We start from the raw sequence: 24,414 nt of genomic DNA, 5'->3' as shown, positions 1-24,414 counted from the left end.
CATGGTCCCGCAGGGAGGCGGGCCGCAGCCCGCCTCACGCTCCCCAGGCGCGACGGTTCCCCCCGGCGCAGGGTGCGCCGCTCCCGCTCAGAACGGCAGCGGGCACGCCCGGTTCGCCGCGTCGATCCGTGCCGCCAGATCCGGCCCGACCTCCACATCGACCCCGCCCAGGATGCGCCCGAGCTGCTCCGCCGATGTCGCCCCGAAGATCGGCACCGACGGGAAGGGCCGCGTCCGGTGCCACGCCAGCGCCATGTGCACCGGGTCCATCCCCGCGTCCTCGGCCAACGCGTGATAGGCCGCGACCGCCCCCTGCGCGCGCTCCGACAGCCGGCCGAAGATGCCCGGCTGCACCGTCGCCCGCGACCCCTCGGGCACCGAGCCCCCGGCATACTTGCCCGTCAGAACCCCGGCCGCCAGCGGCGAATAGGCGAGCAGCGTCGCCCCCTCCATGACCGTCGCCTCCGCCATGTCGGTGTCGTACAGCCGCGCCATCAGCGAATACTCGTTCTGCACCGTCTCCATCAGAGGAGCCCCCAGCGCCCGCCCCCGGTCGCGCCAGCGCGTCAGCCCCCAGGCCGTCTCGTTCGACAGCCCCACGGCCCGCACCTTCCCCTCGGCGACCAGCTCCGCCAGCTGCCCCAGCACGTCGTCCATGACGGCCATCGTCCCCGCCGCGTCCGATGACGGCACGAACTCCCAGTTGCGCCGCCAGGCGTAGTGCGCCCGCTCGGGCCAGTGGATCTGGTAGAGGTCGATCACGTCCGTCCGCAGCCGCCGCAGCGACCCCTCGCAGGCGGCCTTGACCGCGCCGCGCCCGTAGCTGCCCGTGCTCGCCGGCGCGCCCACCTTGGTCGCCAGCACCACCTCGGCCCGCCGCCCGCGCGACGCGAACCACGATCCGATGAACTCCTCGGACCGTCCCTTGGTGTCCGGGCTGTGCGGCGTCGTCGGATAGACCTCAGCGCAGTCCCAGAGCGTCACCCCGGCGTCCAGCGCCATGTCCATCTGCCGATGCGCGTCGGCCTCGGGCGTCTGGCTCCCGTAGGTCATCGTCCCCAGCGCCCAGTCCGACGCCCGCAGCCCCGACCGCCCCAGCTCCACCGTCCGCATTCACCGTTCCCCATCCTGTTGGCGCGCGGACCCTAGCGCCCCGCGCATGGCTGTCCAGCGCCCGCGCCCTCTGCCCCCCGTTTGGGCTTGCGCCATATCAAGGCGCGACGGCCCGGGATCGGGAACGCTCGGGCCGGACCAGAAGGAAAGGACCATCCCATGCCGCACGACTTCACCGGCCAGACCGCCATCGTCACCGGAGCCGCCTCGGGCATCGGCCTCGCCATCGCCCGCGACCTCGCCCACGGCGGCGCCCGCGTGGTGCTGAGCGACCTGAAGGAGGACGCCTTGGCCAAGGCCGCCGAGGGCCTCGACGACGCCCTCACCTTCGCCTGCGACGTGGCCGACGCCGCCCAGGTCGAGGCCCTCGTGAACTATGCGGTCGAGCAGACCGGCGGCCTGCACCTCCTGGTCAACAACGCCGGCATCGGCGGCCCGGCCGCCGTGGTGGGCGACTACCCCGTGGAAGGCTGGCACAAGGTTATCGCCATCAACCTCGACGGCGTCTTCTACGGGATGCGCTACGCCCTCCCCGCCATCGAGCGCTCGGGCGGCGGCGCCATCGTCAACATGGCCTCGATCCTCGGCTCGGTCGGCATCGCCAACTCCTCCGCCTACGTCGCCGCCAAGCATGGCGTCGTCGGCCTGACCAAATCCGCCGCCCTCGAATACGGCACGCGCGGCGTCCGCATCAACGCGGTCGGCCCCGGCTTCATCAGGACGCCGCTCCTCGACCAGAACCTCGACGCGGCGACCATGGACTACCTGTCCTCCATCCACGCCGTGAAGCGCATGGGCACCGCCGAGGAGGTCTCAGCCCTGACCTGCTTCCTCCTCTCCAAGGACGCCTCGTTCATCACCGGCAGCTACCACCTCGTGGACGGCGGCTACACCGCCCAGTAAGCCGCGCTCCCGCGCGGGGGCCAGTGACCCCACTGGCCGAGGTGAACCCGGCCCGCTAAAGGGGGAGCCGACTGCGAAAGGGCTCCCCGCATGGCACGCCACCTCATCACCTCGGCCATCCCCTACATCAACGGCATCAAGCACCTGGGCAACCTCGTCGGCTCCCAGCTCCCCGCCGACCTTTACGCCCGCTACCTCCGCTCTCGCGGCCACGAGGTCCTGTTCCTCTGCGCCACCGACGAGCACGGCACCCCCGCCGAACTCGCCGCCGCCAAGACCGGAGAGCCGGTGGCCGACTACTGCGCCCGCATGTATGGGATCCAGGCCGAGCTGGCCCAAGGCTTCCGCCTGTCCTTCGACCACTTCGGCCGCTCCTCCTCGCCCCAGAACCACCGCCTGACCCAGCACTTCGCCGGCCAGCTCGACGCCGCCGGCCTCATCGCCGAGGTGCCCGAGCGCCAGGTCTACTCCCACGCCGACGCCCGCTTCCTCCCCGACCGCTACGTGGAGGGGACCTGCCCGAACTGCGGCTACGACAAGGCGCGCGGCGACCAGTGCGAGAACTGCACCAAGCAGCTCGACCCGACCGACCTCATCGACCCCCGCTCCGCCATCTCCGGCTCGACCGACCTGGAGATCCGCGAGACCACCCACCTCCACCTCCGCCAGTCCGCCCTCAAGGACCGGCTCCTCCAGTGGATCGACTCCAAAACCGACTGGCCGATCCTCACCACCTCCATCGCCCGCAAGTGGCTCCTCGACGGCGACGGCCTCCAGGACCGGGGCATCACCCGCGACCTCGACTGGGGCGTGCCCGTCCGCAAGGGCGACCAGCCCTGGCCCGGCATGGAGGGCAAGGTCTTCTATGTCTGGTTCGACGCCCCCATCGAATACATCGCCTGCGCCAAGGAATGGACCGACGCGCAAGGCCGCCCCGATGCCGACTGGGAACGCTGGTGGCGCACCGACCACGGCGCGCATGACGTCCGCTACACGCAGTTCATGGGCAAGGACAACGTGCCCTTCCACACCTTGTCCTTCCCCGTGACCATCATGGGCTCCGGGGAGGACTGGAAGCTCGTGGACTACATCAAGTCCTTCAACTACCTGAACTACGACGGCGGCCAGTTCTCCACGTCCCAGGGCCGGGGCGTCTTCATGGACCAGGCCCTGTCGATCCTCCCCGCCGACACCTGGCGCTGGTGGCTCCTGTCCCACGCCCCCGAATCCTCCGACTCCGAATTCACCTGGGAGAACTTCCAGGCCAGCGTGAACAAGGACCTCGCCGACGTGCTGGGCAACTTCGTCTCCCGCATCACCAAGTTCTGCCGCTCCAAGTTCGGCGAACAGGTCCCCGACGGCGGCGAATGGGACGAGCGCGAGGGCCTCCTCCTCGCCGACCTCGCCACCCGCCTGCGCGCCTACGAGACCGCCATGGACGCCATCGAGGTCCGCAAGGCCGCCGAGGCGCTCCGCTCCATCTGGGTCCTCGGCAACGAATACCTGCAATCCGCCGCCCCCTGGACGACCTTCAAGGCCGACCCCGCCCAGGCGGCGATGCAGACCCGCCTCGGCCTCAACCTGATCCGCCTCTACGCGGTCCTCTCCCGCCCCTTCATCCCCGACGCCGCGCAGGAGATGATGGACGCCCTGGGCTGCACCGACTGGTCCTGGCCCGACGACCTCGAAGCCGCCCTGCGGACCCTCGCCCCCGGCCACGCCTTCACCGTGCCCGAGGTCACGTTCCGCAAGATCACCGACGAGGAACGCGCCGACTGGCAAAGCCGCTTCGCCGGCGTCCGCACCTAGCCCCACCTCAAGGACGCCGCAGGGGGGGCTCCACCCCACCCTGCGGCCTCTCCGCCCGTTCCAGCCCGACCGTCTCGCGTAGGGTGCGCTTCGGCGCACCACGGTCGAACGGCGGCCCGATACGCCGAAGCGCAACCTCATGGCGACGCCTTCAATGCCGCAGGGCGGGGTAAAGCCCCACCCTGCCACCGAGCCACGCAGCCCTCCGCGACGGCCCGCGGGCCAACCCACGGCACGCAGGCTGCCGCCCGCCCAACCGGGGCGGCATCGGCCGGGCCGGGACGCTCCAGCCCCCCTCAGCCCGCGCGGAGCCCCTGCTCCCGGGCCTGCGCCAGCGTCTGCGAGGGCGTCAGCGCCTCGCCGTCCACCCGGCACTCGATGATGGCGAAGGTTCCCCATTCCCGCGCCCGCAGGAAGGCGTGGGCGAAGTCCTCCGTCCGGTGCACCACCTCGCCGTGCCCGCCATAGGCCCGCGCCAGCGCCGCGAAGTCCGGGTTGGCGAGGTCCGTCCCCGACACCCGCCCCGGATAGGTCCGCTCCTGGTGCATCCGGATCGTGCCATACCGCCCGTTGTTCATCACCACGACGATGGGCACAGCCCCGTGCTGAACCGCCGTGGACAGCTCGTTCAGCGTCATCTGCACGTCGCCGTCCCCTGCCACGCAGACCACCACCCGGCCCGGATGCTCAAGCGAGGCCGCGATGGCCGCCGGCACCCCGTAGCCCATGCTCCCCGAGGTCGGCGCGAGCTGCGTCCCGTATCGCTTGTAGCTGAAATACCTATGCAGGAAGGCCGCGAAGTTCCCCGCCCCGTTGGTCAGGATCGCGTCCTCGGGCAGGTTGTCGGACAGCCAGCGGATCACCCGCTCCTGCTTGACCGCGCCCGGCGTGTCCTGCGGCGTGATCCACCATTCGTAATCCGCCCGCGCCGCCTGCCGCCACTCCGCCGCGCCGATCCCCGCCCCCGGCCGCCCGGCCAGCGCCCGCAGGAAGCGAGGCGCCTCCGCCGTCACCGCGAGGTCCGGCGCCCAGACCCGCCCCGGCTCCTCCGGGTCGGCATGGACATGGACGATCCGCTTGCCGTGCGCCCTGGAGTCGAGCAGCCCATACCCCCCCGAGGAGATGTCCCCCAGTCGCGTCCCCAGCAGCAGCAGCGCGTCCGCCTCCCGCACCCTCTGCGCGAGCCGGGGCGAGACCCCCACGTTCAGGTCGCCCACGTAATGCGGATGCCGGTTGTCCATGTAATCCTGGCGCCGGAAGGCGCAGGCCACCGGCCAGCCCTGCGCCTCGGCCACGCGCGCCAGGTCCGCCGCCGCCGCCTCCGACCAGTGCGGCCCCCCGGCGATGACCAGCGGCCGCTCCGCCCCCCGCAGCACGTCCAGCGCCTCCGCCGCCGCGCCCGCAAGGTCCGGCTCCGCGCGCCGCAGCGCGCCCCCCCGATCCGGCACCTCCGCCTCCTCGTTCAGCACGTCCTCGGGCAGCCCCAGCACCACAGGCCCCGGCCGCCCGGCGGTCGCGACGGCAAAGGCCCGCGCCATGTATTCCGGGATGCGCTCGACCGAGTCGATCTCGGCCACCCACTTCGCCAGCGGCCCGAACATCGCCCGGAGATCCACCTCCTGGAAGGCCTCGCGGTCGCGGTGCCCCCGCTCGATCTGGCCGACCAGCAGGACCAGCGGCGTCGAGTCCTGCCGCGCCACGTGCACCCCGGCCGAGGCGTTGGTCGCCCCCGGCCCCCGCGTGACGAGGCAGACGCCCGGCCGCCCGGTGAGCTTGGCGGTGGCCTCGGCCATCATCGCCGCGCCCCCTTCGTGCCGGCAGACGACGTTCCGGATCCCCGACCCGTGCAGCCCGTCCAGCACCGCGAGGAAGCTCTCCCCCGGCACCGAGAACACCCGCCGGACCCCCTGCGCCCGCAACTGGTCCGCCAGGATCCGTCCGCCATGCCGCATGAGCCGCCCCTTCCCCGCCCGGCACCCCGTCCGGGCCAGGCTCCCGCCTGGCCAGCTTGGTCCACCCCCGCGCCAGGGGCAAGGCCACCCCCTCCGGTCTCCGCGCCCCCGGCCCCGTCCGGCCCCGGCCCCGTCCAGGCCCAGCGCCGCCCGCCGGGCCAGAGCCGGCGGCTCCAATCCAACCGCTTCGGGCCGAACGCCTCGGCCCCTCATGCCGGCAGCACCCACTCCCTTGCACCAGCCCCAGGCCGCCACCCACGCCGCGAGCCGGCCGCTTCGGGCCACCGCCACGCCCCCGTGCATCAGTCACAGGCCACCACCCACGCCCCGATCCCAGCCCGTTTCCCCGGAGATGCCCCGATCCCAACCTCTTCGGACCAACGCCACCGCTCATGCCGCCAGCCTCGGGCCACCCCACCCGCCCCGAACCCAGCCAGTTTCCCCGGAGATGCCGCGAGCCAGCCCTTTCAGGCCGGACACCCTCCACGCCGCCGGCACGCCGCCCGCCGTCCTCCGCGGCGGCCCGTCGCGCCGCGATCCCCATGCCGCGCGCCCATCATCCGGCCTCCACCCTGCCCGGCCACCGCCCCCCGCTCGGCCCCTTCCAACCTCCCCCGCTCCAGCAAGACGCACCATCGAATCGAAAATTTCGCGACGCCCCCCGAAACAGGCCCACGCGTAAACCTTTCGTTAACCTTGATGAGGCACTCAGTAACGACTCACTCCCCGGGGAGGACAGGCGCCCCGGGTCGGCGAACGGTCGCGACAAGAGCCCCCAAGGGCCCACGCGGCGCGGCGCCAAGCAGGCCGGGCTCTCCGCCGTCAGGGACGCGGCGGGGGGCCCAAGGAGCCGCCGGCTCCCCTCCCTCCGATCCCCTTCCCACGTGCCTCGCCGCATCCCGACCCGCGCGACGGGCGTCGCGGCCTCGCGAGCCCGGATCAAGCGTCCGGGCGATCCCCCCGGGACGCGCCCTCCGAACCCGACCCTCGCCCGGCCGCCGCGACGGCCCGGCGCTTCACGGCACGACGTTCACGTCCCGGCGATTCACGGCCCCCGGGCCCTTGCCGCCGGAAGCCCAGGGCCCCCGGCCGCGTGGCGACGCGGCGAGGACGTTCGATCCCCGCGCGCCCCCGTTCCCCCGACCGCGCGCCCGTTCCGGCGCGGCCCGGCCGGGAAGGCCCTCCCCCGGATGCGTTCGACATCCGAGGGAGGCTCCCGTTCCATGCGGCCGCCGCCGGGCCTTCGAGCCCAGCCCCCCGCCCCCGGGGGTCGCGACCGCATCTCGCTCGATCCGGTGGGCGCCCCTGCCCGTCCGAACCGTGGAATCACCCTAGCAGGTGAAGGTAAACAGGAGGTTTACGACGACGCCCCCGCCCCGACCGTGGCGCTGCGGCCACGGATCGTGCACGGGGGCCGCCCCGCCCCGCGCGCCGGAGCCAGGGCGCACGACCGCGCCCACCTGCCGGCCAGGATCGCCCACCCCTCGCCCGCCGGGGCCAGCGAGCCCCGCGGCTTCAACTTGGCCCAAATACGCACCTCGCCCCATCGGCCCCCCGCGCCACGGCCCGGAATCAGGCCCCGAATCAGGACCGGAATTCAGATCCGCCCCTCACGCGCCCGCCCGGAACGGCGCGGGAATCGCGTCCCGCCCCTCCAGCACGAGGTCCGCCATCAGCCGCCCCACCAGCGGCGCCATCCCGAATCCCGTGCGGAACCCCCCGTTCGCCACGAACCGCCCGCCCGAGCCGCCCAGCCACAGCGCCCCGGACGGGGCGCGCGGCCGCACCGCCGCCCAGCGCTCCACCACCGGCGCGTCGCCCAGCGCCGGCACCAGCGCCCGCGCCCTCGCGATCACCGCCTCCAGCCGCTCGTCCGTCCCGGTCGGGTCCGTCCACTCCTTCTCGGCCGTCGAGCCCACCGCCACCGTCCCATCGCCATGCGGCACGACATAGACGCCCCCCGCATAGACCTGCGGACAGCCCTCCACGCCCGGCAACCGCAGCAGCGCCGCCTGCCCCTTCACCCCCGCGCCACCCAGCCCCGCGACGCCCGTGGCCTCCACCACCGCGCCCATGTCGGCGGCGTCCCGGACCACCTCGCCCCCCAGCGCCCGCAGCGCCGCCACCAGCGCCGCCAGCCCCCGCCGGGGCGCGAGCCGCGCCGCCAGCGTGTCCCGCACCACGAAGCCCGACCCCGACACAGGCCCCCACCCGTCCGGCGCGGCCTCCACCCGCCACTCCCCCGCGCCCCGCCAGAGCCCGCGCGCCGCCTCCCCCCGAGCCCGCGCGACCGCCAGCCCCCTGTCGTCGGCCACCGGCATCAGCCGCCCGGTGCGCGCGTAACCGGCGTCCTCGCCCCCGACCTCGCGCACCCGCGCCCAGAACCCCTCCTGCATCCGCAGCGATTCCAGTTGCAGCGCCTTGCCCTCGTCCCAGCCCTCCGGCGCGTGCGGCGACAGCGCGCCCACAAGGCCGCCGCTCGCCCCCGCGCCGACGCCGCCCGGATCGACCACCCGCACCCGCGCGCCCCGCTCGGCGCAACCGAACGCCACCGCCAGCCCCAGCACGCCGGCTCCCCGCACGGTCACGTCGATCCTTGCCATTCCCGCGCCCCCCGACCATGGTCCCGGCCGATCCCAACCAAGGTTCCTCTAACCACGGTTCCCCCATGCCGGACCAGACCGCCCCGCTCCTCTGGCGCGACGGCATCCCCGTCTCCTCGCGCTTCGACGACCCGTATTTCTCGCTCCAGGGGGGCCTGGCCGAGACGCGCCACGTCTTCCTTTCAGGCAACGACCTGCCCGCCCGGTTCCGCCCCGGCTTCCGCATCCTCGAACTGGGCTTCGGCACCGGCCTGAACTTCCTCGTGACGCTGCGCGCCCACCGCGACGCGGGCTCCCCCGGCCCCCTCCTCTTCACCAGCCTGGAGGCCTTCCCCATGGCCGCCGCCGACCGCGCCCGCGCGCTCGCCGCCTTCCCCGAGATCGCCGACGAAGCCGCCGATCTGACGCAGGCGATGACCGCCCCCGGCCCCTGGACCTTCGGCCCGGTGACGCTCCGGATCATCGAGGGCGACGCCCGCGACACCCTCCCCGCCTGGGACGGGCCCGCCGACGCCGCCTTCCTCGACGGCTTCGCCCCCGCCAGGAACCCCGAGATGTGGGAGCCCGGGCTCCTGACGGCCGTCGCCCATCGGCTCGCCCCCGGCGGCACGCTCGCCACCTACAGCGCCGCCGGCCACGTCCGCCGCGCCCTCGAAGCGGCCGGCCTCACCGTCGAGCGCCGCCCCGGCTTCGGCACCAAGCGCCACATGACCCGCGCAAGGCGCCCCGCATGACCGCGATCCCGACCCAGCGGAACGACGCCCGCCTCGGCATCCTGCTGATGGCCACGACCTGCGCGGTCTTCGCCTTCCAGGACGGCCTGTCGCGCCACCTCGCCGAGGAGGCGAACGTCTGGATGGTGGTGATGATCCGCTACTGGTTCTTCGCCGCCTTCGTGATCGTCGTGGGCCGGGCGCGCGCGGGCTCGGTCCGCGCCGCCGCCGCCACCTCGCGGCCCCTCCTCCAGATCTGGCGCGGCCTCCTCCTCGCGGCCGAGATCTGCGTCACCGTCTGGGGCTTCACCCGCCTCGGCATCGCCCAAAGCCACGCCATCCTCGCCGCCGGGCCGCTGATCGTCACCGCGCTGTCCGGCCCCTTCCTGGGCGAGGCCGTGGGCTGGCGGCGCTGGGCGGCGATCGGCGTGGGCTTCCTCGGCATCCTGGTGATCCTGCGGCCCGGCGTGGCCGTCTTCGACGCCGACGCGCTGGTCCCACTGGCGGGGGCCGCCATGTTCGCCGTCTACAGCCTCCAGACCCGGCTCGTGGCCCGCACCGACAGCGCCGCCACCAGCTTCTTCTGGACGGGCGTCGCCGGGGCCGGGCTGATGACCGCCGTGGGCGTCTTCCACTGGGAGCCGATGGCCCCCGGCGACTGGGCGATCATGGCCGTCCTGTGCCTGACCGGCGTCACCGGCCATGGCCTGCTCATCAAGTGCTACGAGGTGGCCGAGGCGTCCGTGGTCCAGCCCTTCGCCTACCTGCAACTGGTGTTCTCCTCGGCGGTGGGCATCCTGGCCTTCGGCGAGGTGCTGCACCCCACCACCGTCGTCGGCGGGACCATCGTGGTCGCCGCCGGCCTCTTCACCCTCTGGCGCGAGCGCGTCCGCCACCGGAAGGCCCCATGACCCGTCCCGCCGTCCTCTGCCTCCAGCCCCTCCCCCTCCCCGCCCGCCAGGCCGAGCTGTCCGCCCTTTACGACCTCCACGGCCCCGAGGCCGACCTCGCCGCCGTCGGGCCGTCCATCGCGGCGGTGGTGACCGACGGCCACGCGGGCCTGTCCGCCGCGCAGGTGGCGGCGCTGCCGAACCTCCGCCTTGTCGCCTCCGCCTCGGCGGGGCTCGAAGGCATCGAGCGCGCGGCGCTGGACGCGCGCGGCATCCCGCTCACCAACCCCGCCCCGGCGCTGGCCTCCGAGGTGGCGGACGTGGCGCTGATGCTGCTCCTCGCCGGCTGGAAGGGCCTGCCCGCGCTGGAACGCCACGTCCGCTCCGGCGCGTGGGCCGACGGCGAGGCCCCGCTGGGCCGCGCCCTCAAGGGCCGGACGCTGGGCCTCCTGGGCCTCGGCCACATCGGCTCGGCCATCGCCGCCCGCGCGCAGGCGTTCGGCCTGCGGATCGCCTACGCCACCCGCCGCCCCCGCGACGTGCCCTTTCCCCACGTCCCCGACCCGCGCGACCTCGCCGCCCGCTCGGACATCCTCGCGGTCGTGGTCCCCGGCGGCCCCGGGACCAGGGGCCTGGTCGATGCCGCCGTCCTCGACGCCCTCGGCCCCCAGGGCCTCCTCGTCAACGTCGCGCGCGGCAGCGTGGTGGACGAGCCCGCGCTGATCGCCGCCCTCCACGCCCGCCGGCTCGGCGCCGCCGCGCTCGACGTGATGTGGGACGAGCCGCGCCCCTCCGCCGCGCTCCTCGCGGCCCCCCGCCTGATCCTGACCCCCCATGTCGGCAGCGCCACCCGCGACACCCGCGACGCCATGGCGGCCAACGTGCTGGCCAACCTCGCCGCCGTCCTCGCCGGGGGACCGCCGGTCAGCCCCGCTTAAGCCCCCGCCTGAGCCCCCGCCAGGGCCCCAACCGGGCCCGCCCCTCCCGTGGCGCATCCGCGCCGCTTCGCCCCCCGCGACCCGATGGCGTCTGGTCTTTCCGCCCCGGCGGCCCTATTGTCCCCGGGCCGAGCGAGCCCGACGACCCGGCGGGACCGCCCCGCCGAGGTTCGGACGGGCGTCCCCCTCCGCAACCGCGCCCAGGTGACCATGACCCTCCAAGGCCCCGCCGACACGCCCCTCGCGCCCGCCGCCGCCGCGACGGCCACGCCCGACGCCCCCCGCCCCGAGAAGCGCCGGGAGATCAGCGACGCCGTCCTGTCGGCCGAGATGCTCGAGGCCCGCCGCGCCCGCCGCGCCGCCAAGAAGCGCGCCGAGGCCGAGGCCACCGGCCGGGCCCTCCCGGGCGAGGGGCGCGTCTCCATCCCGATCCGCGCCCGCGCGCGCCCCCGCCACTGGATCGCGGCGGCCAGCTTCGCCCTCGCCGTGGTCGCGCCCACCGCCATCTCCGGCTGGTATCTCTGGGAGCGGGCGACGCCGCGCTACGCCTCCGAGGTCGGCTTCTCCGTCCGCACCGAGGAGGCCCCCAACCCGCTCGAGCTGCTGGGCGGCCTCACCGCGCTGAGCGGGGCGGGCGCCTCGACGACCCGCGACGTGGACATCCTCTACCGCTTCATCCAATCGCGCGAGATCGTGGAGGCCATCGACGCCCGCCTCGACCTGCGGACGCTCTGGGCCAAGGGCGACCCCGACCGCGACCCGGTCTTCGCCTACCACCCCCCCGGCACCATCGAGGACCTGCACGACTACTGGAACCGCATGGTGGCGGTCTACCTCGACACCACCACGGGCCTCCTCGACGTGCAGGTGCAGGCCTTCACGCCCGAGGACGCCCAGGTCATCTCCCAGGCGATCTACGAGGAATCGCAGACCCTCATCAACCGGCTCTCGGACATCGCGGTGAACGACACCACCCGCCTCGCCCGCCAGCAGCTCGACGAGGCGGTGGAGGCCCTCAAGGTCGCCCGCGCGGCGATCACCCGCTTCCGCAGCGAGAACCAGGTCGTCGATCCGGTGGCCGACATCACCGGCCAGATGACCATCCTGAACGAGCTGCAATCCCAGCTCGCCCAGCAATACATCGAGCTCGACCTCCTGCGCGAGAACGCCCCCGACAGCGACCCCCGCGTGCAGCAGGCGGTGGCGCGGGTGGAGGTGATCCAGGCCCGCATCGACGAGGAACGGACCAAGTTCGGCATAGGCCGCGCCGCCGCCACCCCGACGGCGGCGCCCACGACTGCCCCCGCCCCGGCCGCCACCGCGACCGCCCCCCTCCCCGACACCCTGGCCGGGCTCGGGGAGGGGCTGGGCGACGGGCTCGGGGACGGGCTCGGGAACCCGGCCGCGCCCCTGCGGCCGCTGGCCCGGGACGACGCCCCGCCGCCCGCCTCCGACCCCGCTCCGGAGCCCGCCCCCGGCTCGGACTACGCCGACCTCGTGGCCGTCTACGAGGGGCTGTTCGTCGATCAGGAGTTCGCGCAGCGCAGCTACCTCGCCTCGCTGGCCAACTACGAATCCTCGCTCAACCAGGGCCGCCAGCAGACGCGCTACCTCGCCCCGCACGTCGAGCCCACCCTCGCCGAACGGTCCGACTTCCCCGAGCGCTGGTCCTCCACCCTGCTCATCGGGCTCTTCGCCTTCCTGAGCTGGATGGTCCTGACGCTCGCCGGCTACGCGCTCCGCGACCGCCGCTGACGGCGCGCGGCGCGGGCCCGCCGGCCCCTTCCCGCGCGCTCCCCGGGGCGTCACCCTTCCCCTGCGCCGGATCGGGACCGGCCGCCAGGACCGCCCGCCACGAGCCTCGCCGAGGACATTCCCCACGCGGGCCCCGCCTTCGGCAGCCCGGATGATGACGGGCGGCCCCCTGAACCACGGCCGCCCGTCGCGCGACGGCCCTGACCCTGCTCTCGGCGTGGCGCTCCCCCTGGGCGACCTCTACGCCCGCGTGGACTTTGGCCCGACCCAGAGCCCGACCCGGACTCGATGCCCCCGCCCCCCGCGCCCCGGCCCTTCTCTGGCTCCAAATATCCCGGGGGGCGTCTCCGAAGGAGACGGGGGGCAGAGCCCCCAGCCACGCCCCCGAAACGCGAACGGCGCCCCGCAAGGCGCCGCCCCATCGCTCCGGCCTTTCGCGCCGGTCAGTCCTGCGCGCGGCCCTGGTAGCTGTTGTCCTCGGTGTTGATGACGATGCGCGTCCCCACGCCGATATGCGGCGGCACCATCACGCGGATGCCGTTCCCCGTCATCGCCGGCTTGTAGGAGGACGACGCCGTCTGCCCCTTCACCACCGGCTCGGTCTCCGTGACCTCCACGGTGATCTTCTGCGGGAACTCGATCCCCACCGCCGCGCCCTCGTAGGTCTTGAGGAAGACCCGCATCCCCTCGGACAGATACACCTTGTCGTCGCCGATCAGGTCGGGGTCCACGGCGATCTGCTCGTAGCTCTCGGGCTGCATGAAGTGGAAGCCCTCGCCGTCCTCATAGAGGAAGTCGTATTCCCGCTCGTCCACGTTCACCCGCTCCACCTGCTCGACGGTGCGCCAGCGCTCGCTGACCTTCACGCCGTCCAGCAGCCGCCGCAGGTCGGCCGAGGTGGTGGGCGTCCCCTTGCCGGGGTGGAAGTTCGACACGGTCAGCACGACATGCAGCTTGCCGTCGATCTCGAGCACGTTGCCCTTGCGGAGCGAGGAGGCGATGACTTTCACGGAGGCGGTCCCTTGGACAGAAATGGAAGGCGGCCCCCCGCGCGCAGCCTAAGAACTTCCGCACGGAAATTCTTAGGCCCCTCGCCGCCGGAGCCCATGGCCCGGCCCCCTAGCGCATCCGCGCCAAATCCGCCAGAGCGGCGCGCATGACCCCGCATCAACGCCCCGCGCCATGACCGACCCCTGGTGGACCCCTGCGCGCCACGACACGCGCCGCCCGCTCCTCCACGCGCGCGCCCGCCTCATGGCCGCGACCCGCGCCTGGTTCGACGCCCGTGGCTTCCTGGAGGCCGACCCCTCCGCCCTGGCCACCTCCCCCGGCAACGAGGCCCACCTCCACGCCTTCGCCACCACCGCCATCGGCAACGACGGCACGCCCCGCACCCTCTACCTCCACACCTCCCCCGAGTTCGCCCTCAAGAAGCTCCTGGCCGCCGGCGAGCCGCGCCTCTATTCCCTCGGCCACGTCTGGCGCAACCGCGAGCGCGGCCCCCTCCACCACCCCGAGTTCACCCTGCTCGAATGGTATCGCGTGGGCGAACCCTACACCGCCCTCATGGACGACTGCGCCGCCCTCCTCCGCCTCGCCGCCGCCACCACCGGCGCAACCACGCTCCGCTTCCGCGACCACACCTGCGACCCGCATCTCCCGCCCGAGCGCCTGTCCGTCGCCGACGCCTTCCAGCGCCACGCCAACATCGACCTCCTGTCCACGATCCACGAGGACGGCCCCCCCGACACGGACGCCCTGCGCGGGCAGGCCCACGCGGCGGGCGAGCCGACCTCCCCCGACGACACCTGGTCCGACATCCTGTCCAAGATCCTGACCACCCGGATCGAGCCCCACCTCGGCCACGGCCGCCCGACGATCCTCGACCGCTACCCCGCCCCCGAGGCCGCGCTGGCCCGCCGCACCGAAGGCGACCCCCGCACCGCCGAACGCTTCGAGCTCTACGCCTGCGGGGTGGAGCTGGCGAACGGCTTCGGCGAACTCACCGACCCGCACGAGCAGCGCCGCCGCTTCGAATCCGAGATGGCGGAAAAGCTCCGCGTCCACGGCGAGACCTACCCCCTCGACGAGGACCTCCTCGCCGCCCTCGCCCTCATGCCCCCCGCCTCGGGCATCGCGCTCGGCTTCGACCGCCTCCTCCTCCTCGCCACCGGCGCCCCCCGCCTCTCCGAGGTGATCTGGGCCCCCGTCCCCTGACCCGATCCCCCTGACCCGATCCCCCGGCCCCGCGCCCCCAACGAAAAGGGCCCCGCGCGTGGCGGGGCCCAGTCGGTCCCGGCCGGGGCCGGGACATGGGATCGCGGCCCGCGAGGGCCCGCGACCCGTTTCCGTTCGCGCTCAGGCCGTGCGGCGGCGGCGCATCAGGCCCAGCCCGCCCAGCGCGGACACCAGCATCAGGCCGGCGGCCGGCACCGGCACGGCCGCGACCGGCGGCAGGGTCGGCGCGGAGTAGCCCGGCGTGATCGCGTCGAAGGTGACCGCGGTGCTGGCGTTCGAGGCGGCGGTGGTCGGGTTGTTGACGACCACGCCATAGGCGATCGCCAGCGTCTTGGTCTCGTCGGGATCGAAGACGAGGAAGTTGGTCACGTCGGTGTTGCCGCCCTGCTGCCAGGTGGTCGGGTTCGAGGCGGAGCCCTGGGCGATGCTGTAGGTCAGGTCGCCGAAGGTGATCGTCACGCCGCCGGTGAAGAACGCCGACAGCTGGCGGACGTTGAACACGAAGTCCATCGTCCGGAGCGAGGCGCCCGCGTTGTGGAAGGCATAGGTCAGCGTGCCGGGGCCTTCGCCGGTCAGGAAGGTGCCTTCCCAGTGCCAGGCGTTGTCCTGCACCATCTCGACAGTCTCGCCCGCCTGGACCGAGCTGGACGCGTTGACGGTGATCGCCTTGGCGGCCAGCGGCGCCAGGGCGAAGGCGGCGGCCAGGCCGGCCGCGCGGAGGGTCTTGATCATTACGTTTCCCCTTCTGGAAAGATCTCGTCGCCATGGCCCCGCCCCCCGGGTCCGATCCGGGGAGGCGAAGGCTGACCCGAGGGCGGATGCGGGGGGATCGGGGCGGAAATCGGGCGTCGCCGCGACGCGGCGCGAAGGGGTTCGCCGCATTTCCCGGCACTCGCGGGAAAGTTGAGCCTTTCGCCTGACTTAGCGTCATCACGCAATCGTGACGTGTGTCCGCCGCGCAACAGGGCGCGGGGTCGGGCGCGGCCCCGGTCAGGATCGGGGGCCCGGAATGCAAGAAGGCCCCGCCAGGGGCGGGGCCAGGTCCGTCCCGGCCCAGGGGCCGGGACAAGGGGACCGCCGCCTTCGCGGGCGACGGTCCCGATGCGGTCGCGCTCAGGCGGCCTTGCGGCGGCGGCGCAGCCCGGCCAGGCCGAGCAGGCCCGAGCCGAGCAGGACGGCCGAGGCCGGCACCGGCACGGCGGCGAGGGTCGAGGGCGTGCTCGCGTCGAAGCTGATGGTCGCGCCCGAGTTCGCGACCGTGCCCACGACCCGGCCCGTGCGGATGGTCAGGGTCTTGGTCTCGCCAGGGGCGAAGTAGAGGTAGGACCCGCCATCGACGGTGTTGGTGTAGGTGCCCACTTCCGTCGTGTCCCAGGCGCGGGTGGCGCTGCGGGCGACGGTCTTGGTGAAGTCGCCGAAGGTCACGATCACGCCCGAGGTCGTGCCCGCGATGTTGGCGAACGTCGCGGTGCCCTGCATCACCGTGCCGTCGAAGTCAAATGTCCGCACCTCATCCGTCGTGTTGTGGAACACGAAGGTGTAGGTCTTGGCGGTGTCCCCCCGGCCGAAGTCGGCGCTCCAGCGCCAGGAGAAGTCGTTCACGATGTCGATGTTGACGCTCAGGGTCGTCGCGTTGACCTCGACGGTGTTGCCGGGGTTGTAGGTGACGGCCGAGGCCGCCAGCGGCGTGAGCGCAAGCGCGACCGCGAGGCCGAGCGAGCGAAGCTTGGTGAACACAGGATGTTCCTTTCTGAAACGTGGACCGGTCGTGCGAACCGCCCCCTTCCCGGGAGGGACGGCCCCATTTTCGTCCCTTGGTGGCCAATAATGGCGAATTCACGTCACGATCGCGTCCTATTCGCCGCAATCGTGAGAAATCCGGGCACCCCCGCGCGCAGCGAGCCGTGCCCCGGCATAAATCAATGTAATTTAGGAACTTGTCTCACAGGGATCGCGCCCCGTGCGCGATTGGCAACAGACCGTTTCGCATCCGGGATCTAGGTCGGCCGGCCCGTCCGCCCAGGGAACGGGCACCGCGCCGCCCGCCCCGCCCGGCCGCGCCCCCGCCCGCCATGCCCGCGCCCCATTCCGAATCCCCCTCCCGCCCGCGCCCGCGCTTCCTCCGCCGCCCGCGCGCGCGCCCCGAATCACCCGCCCCCTACCACGCCCCCGGGGGGCGTTGCGCGACAGGGCCACGCAACGCCCGTTGCTGTCAGGCCCCGTTAACCCCCCTCCGGCATCCTCCCCCCCAAGCGCCCGCCACGGCCTCCCCGCCACGGGCCCCCCGCCACGCCCGCACAGGAGAGCCACCCCATGCCCCTCGACCACGCCGCCACCGCCGCCACCGCCGCCCACGACCCCGCCTCCCCCTACACCGCCTCCCCCTACACCGCCCAGGAGCTCGCCCTCCTCGACGCGCCCCTGCCCTCCCCCCACCAGCCCAACCGGCTGGCCGAGATCCTGCGCGGCCGCCCCGCCCGGGCCCCCTTCGGGAGCCGCCGCATCCTCGACCCCCGCACCGAGGACCAGGTCGCCCGCTCCTTCACCCAGCGCCGCGTCTACGAGGAGGACGGCTACCACTTCCCCCGCCACCCCGACCGCCCCCGCGTCCCCCGCCTCCTGCGCCCCCTCCACCCCGAATGGGCCAGGGAGGACGACGCCCGCGACGCGGCAAGGCAGGAGGCGGAGGCGCAGGCGGAGGTGCCCGACGCGCACGCGGCCGACGCGCCCGCGCCCGCCTCAACCGGGCCGCGTGGCCTCGTCGAGCCCGGCCCACTCGGTCTTGTTGGACAGGAGCAGGGCCCAGGGCCGCAGCACGGGGACGTGCGCGCCCAAGACCACGAGGGCGACCGTGACTGGCACCGCGAGCAGCGCGCCGGCGATGCCCCAGGTCCAGCCCCAGAAGGCCAGCGCCACCAGCACCACCAGGGGGGACAGCGCGACGTTCCCGCCCTGGACGCGGGGCGCGACGAGGTTGCCCATGACCCCCTCGATGACCGCGATGCCCAGCCCCACCCCCACGGCCGGTCCCGGCCCGAGGGTGATGAGGGCATAGGCCACCGGCAGGGTGCCGCCGACCAGCGACCCGATCGTCGGGATGAAGTTCAGCACGAAGATCAGCAGGGGCCAGACCAGCAGCAGCCCCACGCCCCAGAAGCCCAGCCAGGCCGCGTAAAGGAGCGCGGACACGAGCCCGAGCAACGCCTGCGTGAACAGATAGGCCCGCACCTTGCCGGCGATGACCTCGGCCGACTCGCTCAGGCGCCAGTCCTCGGGCCAGGGCAGCGCCGTGACGACCTTGCGCCGCCAGTCGCCGCTCTCCGCGAGGACGAGGAGCGTGAGGAACAGCACGAGCACGAGCCCGCCCAGCACCGCGACGGCGGAGTTGAGGATCGCCGCCGCCGCGCCCCCCGCCGCGCCCAGCGCCCGCTGCCCGAGCTCGCGCAGCGTCGAGAGCGTCCGGTCCGACAGCCCCGCGAGCGGATTGCCGCCCGCGCCCTGCCCCTGCGCGCCCTGCCCTTGCGTGCCCGCACCGGCGGTCGCGTCGCCCTGCCCGCTCCCCTGCGGGCCGGCGGCCTCGCCCTGCGTCCCTGCGGCGATCTCGCCCGAGGCGCCGGCCTGCGCGCCCTCGACCACGGGGCTGCCCTCGCCGCCCTGGCCCTGGATCATCTCGACCACCTGCCCGGGCCCGACGGGGATCTCCGCCACGATCTGCCGCGCGGCGAGCGCGAGCACCCCCGCGAAGGCCGCCAGCACCAGGAGCACGACGCCCATGGCCCCCACGAGGCCCAGCCAGGACAGCCCGCGCGGCATCCGCGCGGCGATGCGGTCGCGCACGGGCATGACCGCCAGCGCGATCAGCACGGCCGCCGTCAGCGGCATGAGCACCGGGGCCACTCCCTTGACGGCCCAGCCGCCCAGGATCAGCGCGATGACGCCCAGGAACACGGGCCGCAGGTCCGACCGCGCCCGCCCGGCCCCGCCTCCCGACTCGGCTTCCGCGCCCGTGCCCTGCCGCTCCGCCATGCCGCGCTCCCCACCGTCCCCGTGCCGGGGCGGAACGGGCCGTGCGCGGCGCGGGTTCCCCGTCCGGGGCCCGCCGCAGGGAATGCTTCCCTTCCGCTTGGCGCGGGCCTATATGGTGGCCGAGTTCCCCGACAGCGCGAACCGGCCTTCCCCTGGGAAGGCGCCCCCCGGCGGGGCCCCGGGGAGGATTTGACCGATGAGGTGCCAAGGATGACCGACAAACCGCTCATGGCCCGCGCCACCGCCGTCTGGCTCGTGGACAACACCACGCTGAACTTCCGCCAGATCGGCGAGTTCTGCGGGATGCACGAGCTCGAGGTGCAGGGCATCGCCGACGGCGAGGTGGCGCAGGGCGTCAAGGGCTTCGACCCGATCGCCAGCAACCAGCTCACGCTGGAGGAGATCAAGAAGGGCGAGGCCGACCCGCACCACCGCCTGAAGCTCAAGTTCAACAAGGCCTCGGTCGGCGAGGAGAAGCGGCGCGGCCCCCGCTACACGCCCCTGTCCAAGCGCCAGGACCGCCCGGCGGCGATCTACTGGCTGGTCAGGTTCCACCCCGAGCTGTCGGACGGCCAGATCTCCAAGCTGGTCGGCACCACCAAGCCCACGATCCAGGCCATCCGCGAGCGGACGCACTGGAACATCGGCAACATCGAGCCCATCGACCCCGTGGCGCTCGGCCTCTGCCGGCAGTCCGAGCTGGATGCCGCGATCCAGAAGGCCATCGCCGCCAAGGCCCACGAGGGCGGCGTCATGAGCGACGACGAGCGACGCAAGCTCGTGTCCACGCAGGTCTCGCTGTCGATGTCGCCCGAGCCGCGGATGTCCGGCCTCGGGGCCCTCGAAGGCTTCGTCCCGGCCGCCGAGGACGCACCCGGCCAGGAGGAGGACGAGGACGAGGCGCTCCCCGACATCCGGGACGCCGATTCCTTCTTCAACCTGCCCGCCGGCGACGAGGACGAAGACGATCAGGCCGATCGCCGCTGAGACGCCCGAAGTCCTTCGTCAGAAGGGCTTCCACTCCGCCAGCAGCACTGCGCCGAAGACCAGGGCCAGCACGATCCCCGGCAACGCCTTCAGGAGGCCGGGCACCGCGCCCCCGGTCTCCAGCCGCCGCAGCCGGCCCAGCGCGATCCCGTGCAGCGCCGACAGCGCCAGCACGAACACGAGCTTCGCGTGGAGCCAGCCCTCGGTGAACCAGCCACCCTGCACGGCGTTGGCGATCCCGAACAGCCAAGTCAGAACCAGCCCCGGCGTGGCCAGCCCCCGGAACGCGGCGCGCAGGCGGTCCACCACGTCGGGCTTGGGCACATGCGGCCCGTGGCGCATCAGGATCACCGGCACGGCGATCATCGGCGACATCCACAGCACCATCGCCACGAGGTGCAGGGTCACGGTCAGGTAGTAGATCATCAGGTCGCTCCTTTGCGGGGCAACCTAGCGGGCCGCCCCGTCCCCGGCGAGGGGGGTCAGAGCGCCCGACGCGCCCGCAGCGCCGCGCCGATGGTCCCTTCGTCGAGGTAGTCGAGCTCGCCCCCCATCGGGACGCCCTGCGCCAAGGTCGTGACCTGCACGCCGGACAGGCGGTCGGCGATGTAATGGGCGGTCGTCTGCCCGTCCACCGTCGCCCCCAGCGCGAGGATCACCTCGGACACGCCCTCGTCCTTGACCCGCTCCGCGAGCTTCGGGATGCGAAGCTCGTCCGGCCCGATGGAATCCAGCGCCGAAAGCGTCCCGCCCAGCACGTGATAGCGGCCCCGGAAGGCACCCGTCCGCTCCATGGCCCAAAGGTCTTCCACGTCCTCCACCACGCAGATCTGGCCGTTCCGCCGCCGCTCGTCCTCGCAGATGGCGCAAAGGTCGTGCTGGCCGATGTTGCCGCAGTTCACGCATTCCCGCGCGGTCGTGCCCACCTCGCGCATCGCGTCGGCGAGAGGCAGGAGCAGCGTGCCCCGCTTCTTCACCAGATGCAGCACCGCACGCCGCGCCGACCGGGGGCCAAGCCCTGGCAGACGCGCCATCAGCGCGATCAGGCCCTCGATGTCGGCGGGGGCGTCGGCCATCAGAAGGGCAGCTTCATGCCCGGCGGCAGGCCCAGCCCCTCGGAGATCCGGGCCATCTCCTCGCTCACCCGCTCGGCCGCCCTCCCTTGGGCGTCCTTGACAGCAGCGAGGATCAGGTCCTCCACCATCTCGCGATCCTCCTCGCGGAAGATCGACGGATCGATGGACAGCGACTTTAGGTCGCCCTTGGCCGTCGCCACGGCCCTCACGAGGCCGCCGCCCGCCTGACCTTCCACGGTGATGGTGTCGAGCGACGCCTGCATCTCGGCCACCTTGCCCTGCATCTCCTGGGCGGCCTTCATCATCTTGGCCATGTCGCCCAGGCCCCCAAGGCCCAATCCCTTCAGCATCGCGCGCCCTTTCCTATGAGTTCAAGGGAGATATTCACGCCCGGGGAACCGGGCAAGCCCTCACTCCTCGAAGGGGTCCCATTCCTCGGGAACCTCGGGCAGGGCCTCAACCTCGGCTGCCCGGGCCTTCTCCTCGCGCGACTGCACCTTCAGGGTGGCGTTCGGGAAGGCCCGGAGCGCCGCCTGAACCAGAGGATGCGCCATCGCCTCGGCCTCCAGCGCCGAGGCCCGCGTCATCTGCGCCTCGCGGATCGTGGGCTGGCCGCCGTCGCTCACCACCGACACGCCCCAGCGGGTCCCGGTCAGCGCCTGGAGCCGCTGGCCCAACCGCTGCGCGAGGTCGGGGGCGGCCGGGGGGGCGGGCTCGAACTCGATGCGCCCCGGCTGGTAGCGGGCGAGGCGGATGCCCGTCTCCACCTCCATGAGGAGGCCGATGTCGCGGCTCTCGCGGATGAGGTCCACCACGTCCTCGAACCGCGCGAAGCGGTCGAGCGGATGCGGCTGCGGCGCGGCCATCGCCATGGGCCCGCCCGCCGATCCTCCGCCCATGGCGCGGGACGCCTGCGGGACCGGCGCGCGGGGAGCCGGGCCGGAGGTCTGGGGCATCGCCGCGCCGTTGCCCCGCCCATTCTGGATCTGGCGCACCAGCTCCTCCGGCGAGGGGAGGTCGGCGACGTGGGTCAGCCGGATCACCGCCATCTCGGCGGCCATCATGGCGTTGGGGGCGGTCGCCACCTCCTCCAGCGCCTTGAGGAGCATCTGCCAGAACCGCGCCAGAACCCGCATGGGGATCGCCTGCGCCATCGCCTGCCCGCGCGTCCGCTCGTCGGGCGACAGCGTGGGGTCGTCCTCCGCCCCGGCCGAGACCTTGAGGACCGAGACCCAATGCGCCACCTCGGCGAGGTCGCGCAGCACCATCTGGGGATCGGCCCCGTCGGCGTATTGCGCGCCCAACTCCTCCAGCGCGGCCGCCGCCTCGCCCCGCAGGATCAGGTCGAAGAGGTCCAGCACCCGCCCCCGGTCGGCGAGCCCGAGCATGGCGCGGACCTGCTCGGCGGTGGCCGTCCCGCCCCCGGCGATGGCCTGGTCGAGGAGCGAGGTCGCATCGCGGGCCGAACCCTCGGCGGCGCGGGCGATCAGCGCCAAAGCCCCATCCTCGATCCCGGCGCCTTCGGCCTCGGCGATGCGGCGCAGGAGGCCCATCATCACCTCGGGCTCGATCCGGCGGAGGTCGAAGCGCTGGCAGCGCGACAGGACCGTGACCGGGACCTTGCGGATCTCGGTGGTGGCGAAGATGAACTTCACGTGCTCGGGCGGCTCCTCCAGCGTCTTCAACAGCGCGTTGAAGGCGTTGGTCGAGAGCATGTGCACTTCGTCGATGATGTAGACCTTGTAGCGCGCCTCGGCGGCCCGGTAGCGCACACTCTCGATGATCTCGCGGATGTCGCCGACGCCGGTGCGGCTGGCGGCGTCCATCTCCAGCACGTCCACGTGCCGGCCCTCGCTGATGGCGCGGCAATGGACGCAGGTGCCGCAGGGGTCGGTGGTCGGCCCGCCCTGCCCGTCGGGGCCGACGCAGTTGAGCCCCTTGGCGATGATCCGCGCCGTCGTCGTCTTGCCGGTGCCCCGGATGCCCGTCAGGATGAAGGCCTGCGCGATCCGGCCCGCCTTGAAGGCGTTGCGCAGCGTGCGGACCATCGCCTCCTGTCCGACCAGGTCGGCGAAGGTCTCGGGCCGGTATTTCCGCGCGAGCACGCGGTAGGCGGGCGCGGGATCGGGGATCAGGTCTTGCAACGCGGACGCTCCTCGGGGGACCGGGCCAACCTAAGCCCTGCCCCCCAGGGGGGCAACGTCACTTGTTCCGCGCGGGGGTCAGGGTGCCGCTCATGTCCTGGAACACGCCCGCCCGATGCGCGGCCACGGCGGCCAGCAGCGTCCGCGCGGCATTCCGCACCTCGCCCTGAATCGCCGTGTCCTTGTCGAGCGCGTCGTGACTCGTGGCGTAGGGCTCCCAGTAGCCGATGTAGCGATCGAGTTCGGCCATCTTGCCCGCCGGGCGCAGCTCCATGAAGCGCAGCCAGTCGGAGATGGAGCGGCGCACCCCCTCCGCCCCCTCCACGTCGCCATGCACGATCACCGAGAACAGCCGGTCCTTGAGGTGCCGGGGATAGGGCCAGCCCTCCAGCTCCAACCGCTTGGCCTTCGCGGCGTCCTTGCCCTGCGTCGAGGTCGGGTCGGGGTTGCCGCCGTCCGCGCAGACCAGCCGGTCGATCATCGCCTTGAGCGGCGCGCTGGACTGATACCAGTGCACCGGCGTCACGATCAGGATGCCGTGCGCCTCCACCCACATGGGATAGATCTCGTTCATCCAGTCCTGCGCCTGCCCGAGGCTGTAGTTCGGGTAGCACGAGCAGGGCCAGTGACAGAGCGCGGCGGCCGTCGAGAAGCAGGCCTTGCAGGGGTGGATGTTGCGCCCGTATTCCGAGACGGTGCGGGACAGGTCCAGCACCTCGACCTCGGCCTTGGCGCCCACCAGCACCTCGCGCGCGATCTCCACCAGCCGCCAGCTCTTCGACATCTCGCCGGGGCAGGTGTGCTCGCTTCGGGGCGAGCCGTTGATGAGCAGGATGCGCGACAGGCGCGAGGGGTCCTCGTGACGTGCCTGCGCCTTGTCGATGGCCGACTTGGCGGCGATCCAGTCCACGGACAGGTCGTAGTCTGGGTCCGCGTAGCCCGGCCCGGCCTTGCGGGTGTGCGGGCTCTTGCGGCTCGCCGCATACTCCTGCCACGCCGCCTCGGTGATCCGGTCGAGATCCGGCCCCAGCGCGTCGAACGCGGGGCCCTTGAACTGCGCCCGGAACCGCGCGGCGAAGGCCGGACGGTCGAGCTTCACGGGCGGCATCCCCTCGCGGGGCTTGGGGCTCAGCATCGGCGGGCTCCGGTCGAGGGACTCGGGGACAAGATGCGAGCGGAGCGGACGGTTCCCTGCCGCCCGCGCGGAGCGCAAGGCGGGTATGCGCGAAGCGGGACCGCCCCGGCCTGTCGGTAAGGCGGGGGAGCC

Annotated in this window: 20 protein-coding genes; 8 read left to right on the top strand and 12 right to left on the bottom strand. The window is 73.3% G+C overall.

Features of this window, described 5'->3' with window-relative positions:
- Positions 1-87 precede the first annotated feature (87 nt).
- Entirely contained in the window at positions 88-1,113 is a 1,026-nt protein-coding gene (locus J2Z33_RS12350; protein WP_209841485.1) for an aldo/keto reductase, read from the bottom strand.
- 159 nt (positions 1,114-1,272) lie between these two features.
- Here J2Z33_RS12350 and J2Z33_RS12345 point away from each other — a divergent pair, with 159 nt between their 5' ends.
- Together J2Z33_RS12345 and metG are read left to right on the top strand one after the other, a co-directional pair.
- On the top strand, positions 1,273-2,016 hold the full coding sequence (locus J2Z33_RS12345; RefSeq protein ID WP_209841483.1) for an SDR family NAD(P)-dependent oxidoreductase: 744 nt from the start codon (positions 1,273-1,275) through the stop codon (positions 2,014-2,016).
- A 90-nt stretch (positions 2,017-2,106) separates the two neighbouring features.
- Complete coding sequence (gene metG, locus J2Z33_RS12340; protein ID WP_209841481.1) at positions 2,107-3,825, top strand: methionine--tRNA ligase; 1,719 nt, start codon at positions 2,107-2,109, stop codon at positions 3,823-3,825.
- Between the two features lie 296 nt (positions 3,826-4,121).
- Here metG and J2Z33_RS12335 read toward each other — a convergent pair whose 3' ends face one another.
- A complete protein-coding gene (locus J2Z33_RS12335; RefSeq protein ID WP_209841479.1) occupies positions 4,122-5,777 on the bottom strand; it encodes a thiamine pyrophosphate-binding protein in 1,656 nt (551 codons plus the stop codon).
- Between the two features lie 1,610 nt (positions 5,778-7,387).
- The gene (locus tag J2Z33_RS12330) at positions 7,388-8,380 is read right to left on the bottom strand and encodes an NAD(P)/FAD-dependent oxidoreductase (protein WP_209841477.1); all 993 of its coding nucleotides are present in this window, start codon (positions 8,378-8,380) and stop codon (positions 7,388-7,390) included.
- Between the two features lie 65 nt (positions 8,381-8,445).
- Here J2Z33_RS12330 and mnmC2 point away from each other — a divergent pair, with 65 nt between their 5' ends.
- The 4 genes from mnmC2 to J2Z33_RS12310 all read left to right on the top strand — a co-directional run bounded on the left by mnmC2 (position 8,446) and on the right by J2Z33_RS12310 (position 12,676).
- The gene (gene mnmC2 / locus J2Z33_RS12325; protein WP_209841475.1) at positions 8,446-9,114 is read left to right on the top strand and encodes a tRNA (5-methylaminomethyl-2-thiouridine)(34)-methyltransferase MnmC2; all 669 of its coding nucleotides are present in this window, start codon (positions 8,446-8,448) and stop codon (positions 9,112-9,114) included.
- A complete protein-coding gene (locus J2Z33_RS12320) occupies positions 9,111-10,004 on the top strand; it encodes a DMT family transporter (RefSeq protein ID WP_209841473.1) in 894 nt (297 codons plus the stop codon). The genes mnmC2 and J2Z33_RS12320 overlap by 4 nt, the downstream gene beginning before the upstream one ends.
- Positions 10,001-10,921 (top strand): NAD(P)-dependent oxidoreductase, encoded by a 921-nt coding sequence (locus J2Z33_RS12315; RefSeq protein WP_209841471.1) that lies wholly within the window; start codon positions 10,001-10,003, stop codon positions 10,919-10,921. Before J2Z33_RS12320 ends, J2Z33_RS12315 begins: the two co-directional genes overlap by 4 nt.
- Positions 10,922-11,131: 210 nt before the next feature.
- Complete coding sequence (locus J2Z33_RS12310; RefSeq protein WP_209841469.1) at positions 11,132-12,676, top strand: KpsE/RkpR family capsule polysaccharide export protein; 1,545 nt, start codon at positions 11,132-11,134, stop codon at positions 12,674-12,676.
- A gap of 443 nt (positions 12,677-13,119) precedes the next feature.
- Here J2Z33_RS12310 and efp read toward each other — a convergent pair whose 3' ends face one another.
- Positions 13,120-13,686, bottom strand: coding sequence for an elongation factor P (gene efp / locus J2Z33_RS12305; protein ID WP_209841466.1), 567 nt, complete (start codon positions 13,684-13,686; stop codon positions 13,120-13,122).
- A 172-nt stretch (positions 13,687-13,858) separates the two neighbouring features.
- Between efp and epmA the strand changes: the two genes are divergently transcribed.
- The gene (epmA, locus tag J2Z33_RS12300) at positions 13,859-14,893 is read left to right on the top strand and encodes an EF-P lysine aminoacylase EpmA (protein WP_209841464.1); all 1,035 of its coding nucleotides are present in this window, start codon (positions 13,859-13,861) and stop codon (positions 14,891-14,893) included.
- A gap of 141 nt (positions 14,894-15,034) precedes the next feature.
- On the opposite strand, the gene J2Z33_RS12295 is transcribed toward epmA, so the two are convergent.
- The 3 genes from J2Z33_RS12295 to J2Z33_RS12285 form a co-directional block, all read right to left on the bottom strand.
- Positions 15,035-15,646 (bottom strand): VPLPA-CTERM sorting domain-containing protein, encoded by a 612-nt coding sequence (locus J2Z33_RS12295; protein ID WP_209841462.1) that lies wholly within the window; start codon positions 15,644-15,646, stop codon positions 15,035-15,037.
- A gap of 381 nt (positions 15,647-16,027) precedes the next feature.
- On the bottom strand, positions 16,028-16,651 hold the full coding sequence (locus tag J2Z33_RS18825; protein ID WP_209841460.1) for a VPLPA-CTERM sorting domain-containing protein: 624 nt from the start codon (positions 16,649-16,651) through the stop codon (positions 16,028-16,030).
- A gap of 1,002 nt (positions 16,652-17,653) precedes the next feature.
- Positions 17,654-18,940: an AI-2E family transporter gene (locus tag J2Z33_RS12285; protein ID WP_209841457.1), complete on the bottom strand. Its 1,287-nt coding sequence runs from the start codon at positions 18,938-18,940 to the stop codon at positions 17,654-17,656.
- A gap of 210 nt (positions 18,941-19,150) precedes the next feature.
- On the opposite strand from J2Z33_RS12285, the gene J2Z33_RS12280 reads away from it, so the two are divergent.
- A complete protein-coding gene (locus J2Z33_RS12280; protein WP_209841455.1) occupies positions 19,151-19,927 on the top strand; it encodes a DUF1013 domain-containing protein in 777 nt (258 codons plus the stop codon).
- Positions 19,928-19,945: 18 nt separating this feature from the next.
- Here the strand turns inward: J2Z33_RS12280 and J2Z33_RS12275 are convergent, their stop codons facing one another.
- The 5 genes from J2Z33_RS12275 to J2Z33_RS12255 all read right to left on the bottom strand — a co-directional run bounded on the left by J2Z33_RS12275 (position 19,946) and on the right by J2Z33_RS12255 (position 24,282).
- A complete protein-coding gene (locus J2Z33_RS12275; protein ID WP_209841453.1) occupies positions 19,946-20,353 on the bottom strand; it encodes a CopD family protein in 408 nt (135 codons plus the stop codon).
- 56 nt (positions 20,354-20,409) lie between these two features.
- The gene (gene recR, locus J2Z33_RS12270; protein WP_209841451.1) at positions 20,410-21,003 is read right to left on the bottom strand and encodes a recombination mediator RecR; all 594 of its coding nucleotides are present in this window, start codon (positions 21,001-21,003) and stop codon (positions 20,410-20,412) included.
- Positions 21,003-21,353: a YbaB/EbfC family nucleoid-associated protein gene (locus J2Z33_RS12265; RefSeq protein ID WP_209841449.1), complete on the bottom strand. Its 351-nt coding sequence runs from the start codon at positions 21,351-21,353 to the stop codon at positions 21,003-21,005. Before J2Z33_RS12265 ends, recR begins: the two co-directional genes overlap by 1 nt.
- Positions 21,354-21,413: 60 nt before the next feature.
- Positions 21,414-23,138: a DNA polymerase III subunit gamma/tau gene (locus J2Z33_RS12260; protein ID WP_377109960.1), complete on the bottom strand. Its 1,725-nt coding sequence runs from the start codon at positions 23,136-23,138 to the stop codon at positions 21,414-21,416.
- A gap of 67 nt (positions 23,139-23,205) precedes the next feature.
- The gene (locus tag J2Z33_RS12255; RefSeq protein WP_209841447.1) at positions 23,206-24,282 is read right to left on the bottom strand and encodes a flavodoxin family protein; all 1,077 of its coding nucleotides are present in this window, start codon (positions 24,280-24,282) and stop codon (positions 23,206-23,208) included.
- Positions 24,283-24,414 lie beyond the last annotated feature (132 nt).

The organism is Rubellimicrobium aerolatum (genome assembly GCF_017872975.1).
Classification (GTDB): Bacteria; Pseudomonadota; Alphaproteobacteria; order Rhodobacterales; family Rhodobacteraceae; genus Rubellimicrobium; species Rubellimicrobium aerolatum.
Note: the sequence above shows the minus strand (reverse complement) of the source record. Positions and strands in the feature narration are given on the sequence as shown.

Excerpts from the sequence above, each read along its gene's own strand:
- J2Z33_RS12350 (WP_209841485.1), bottom strand. The coding sequence starts at position 1,113 with ATGCGGACGGTGGAGCTGGGGCGGTCGGGGCTGCGGGCGTCGGACTGG.
- J2Z33_RS12345 (WP_209841483.1), top strand. The coding sequence starts at position 1,273 with ATGCCGCACGACTTCACCGGCCAGACCGCCATCGTCACCGGAGCCGCC.
- metG (WP_209841481.1), top strand. The coding sequence starts at position 2,107 with ATGGCACGCCACCTCATCACCTCGGCCATCCCCTACATCAACGGCATC.
- J2Z33_RS12335 (WP_209841479.1), bottom strand. The coding sequence starts at position 5,777 with ATGCGGCATGGCGGACGGATCCTGGCGGACCAGTTGCGGGCGCAGGGG.
- J2Z33_RS12330 (WP_209841477.1), bottom strand. The coding sequence starts at position 8,380 with ATGGCAAGGATCGACGTGACCGTGCGGGGAGCCGGCGTGCTGGGGCTG.
- mnmC2 (WP_209841475.1), top strand. The coding sequence starts at position 8,446 with ATGCCGGACCAGACCGCCCCGCTCCTCTGGCGCGACGGCATCCCCGTC.
- J2Z33_RS12320 (WP_209841473.1), top strand. The coding sequence starts at position 9,111 with ATGACCGCGATCCCGACCCAGCGGAACGACGCCCGCCTCGGCATCCTG.
- J2Z33_RS12315 (WP_209841471.1), top strand. The coding sequence starts at position 10,001 with ATGACCCGTCCCGCCGTCCTCTGCCTCCAGCCCCTCCCCCTCCCCGCC.
- J2Z33_RS12310 (WP_209841469.1), top strand. The coding sequence starts at position 11,132 with ATGACCCTCCAAGGCCCCGCCGACACGCCCCTCGCGCCCGCCGCCGCC.
- epmA (WP_209841464.1), top strand. The coding sequence starts at position 13,859 with ATGACCGACCCCTGGTGGACCCCTGCGCGCCACGACACGCGCCGCCCG.
- J2Z33_RS12295 (WP_209841462.1), bottom strand. The coding sequence starts at position 15,646 with ATGATCAAGACCCTCCGCGCGGCCGGCCTGGCCGCCGCCTTCGCCCTG.
- J2Z33_RS12285 (WP_209841457.1), bottom strand. The coding sequence starts at position 18,940 with ATGGCGGAGCGGCAGGGCACGGGCGCGGAAGCCGAGTCGGGAGGCGGG.
- J2Z33_RS12280 (WP_209841455.1), top strand. The coding sequence starts at position 19,151 with ATGACCGACAAACCGCTCATGGCCCGCGCCACCGCCGTCTGGCTCGTG.
- J2Z33_RS12275 (WP_209841453.1), bottom strand. The coding sequence starts at position 20,353 with ATGATCTACTACCTGACCGTGACCCTGCACCTCGTGGCGATGGTGCTG.
- recR (WP_209841451.1), bottom strand. The coding sequence starts at position 21,003 with ATGGCCGACGCCCCCGCCGACATCGAGGGCCTGATCGCGCTGATGGCG.
- J2Z33_RS12265 (WP_209841449.1), bottom strand. The coding sequence starts at position 21,353 with ATGCTGAAGGGATTGGGCCTTGGGGGCCTGGGCGACATGGCCAAGATG.
- J2Z33_RS12255 (WP_209841447.1), bottom strand. The coding sequence starts at position 24,282 with ATGCTGAGCCCCAAGCCCCGCGAGGGGATGCCGCCCGTGAAGCTCGAC.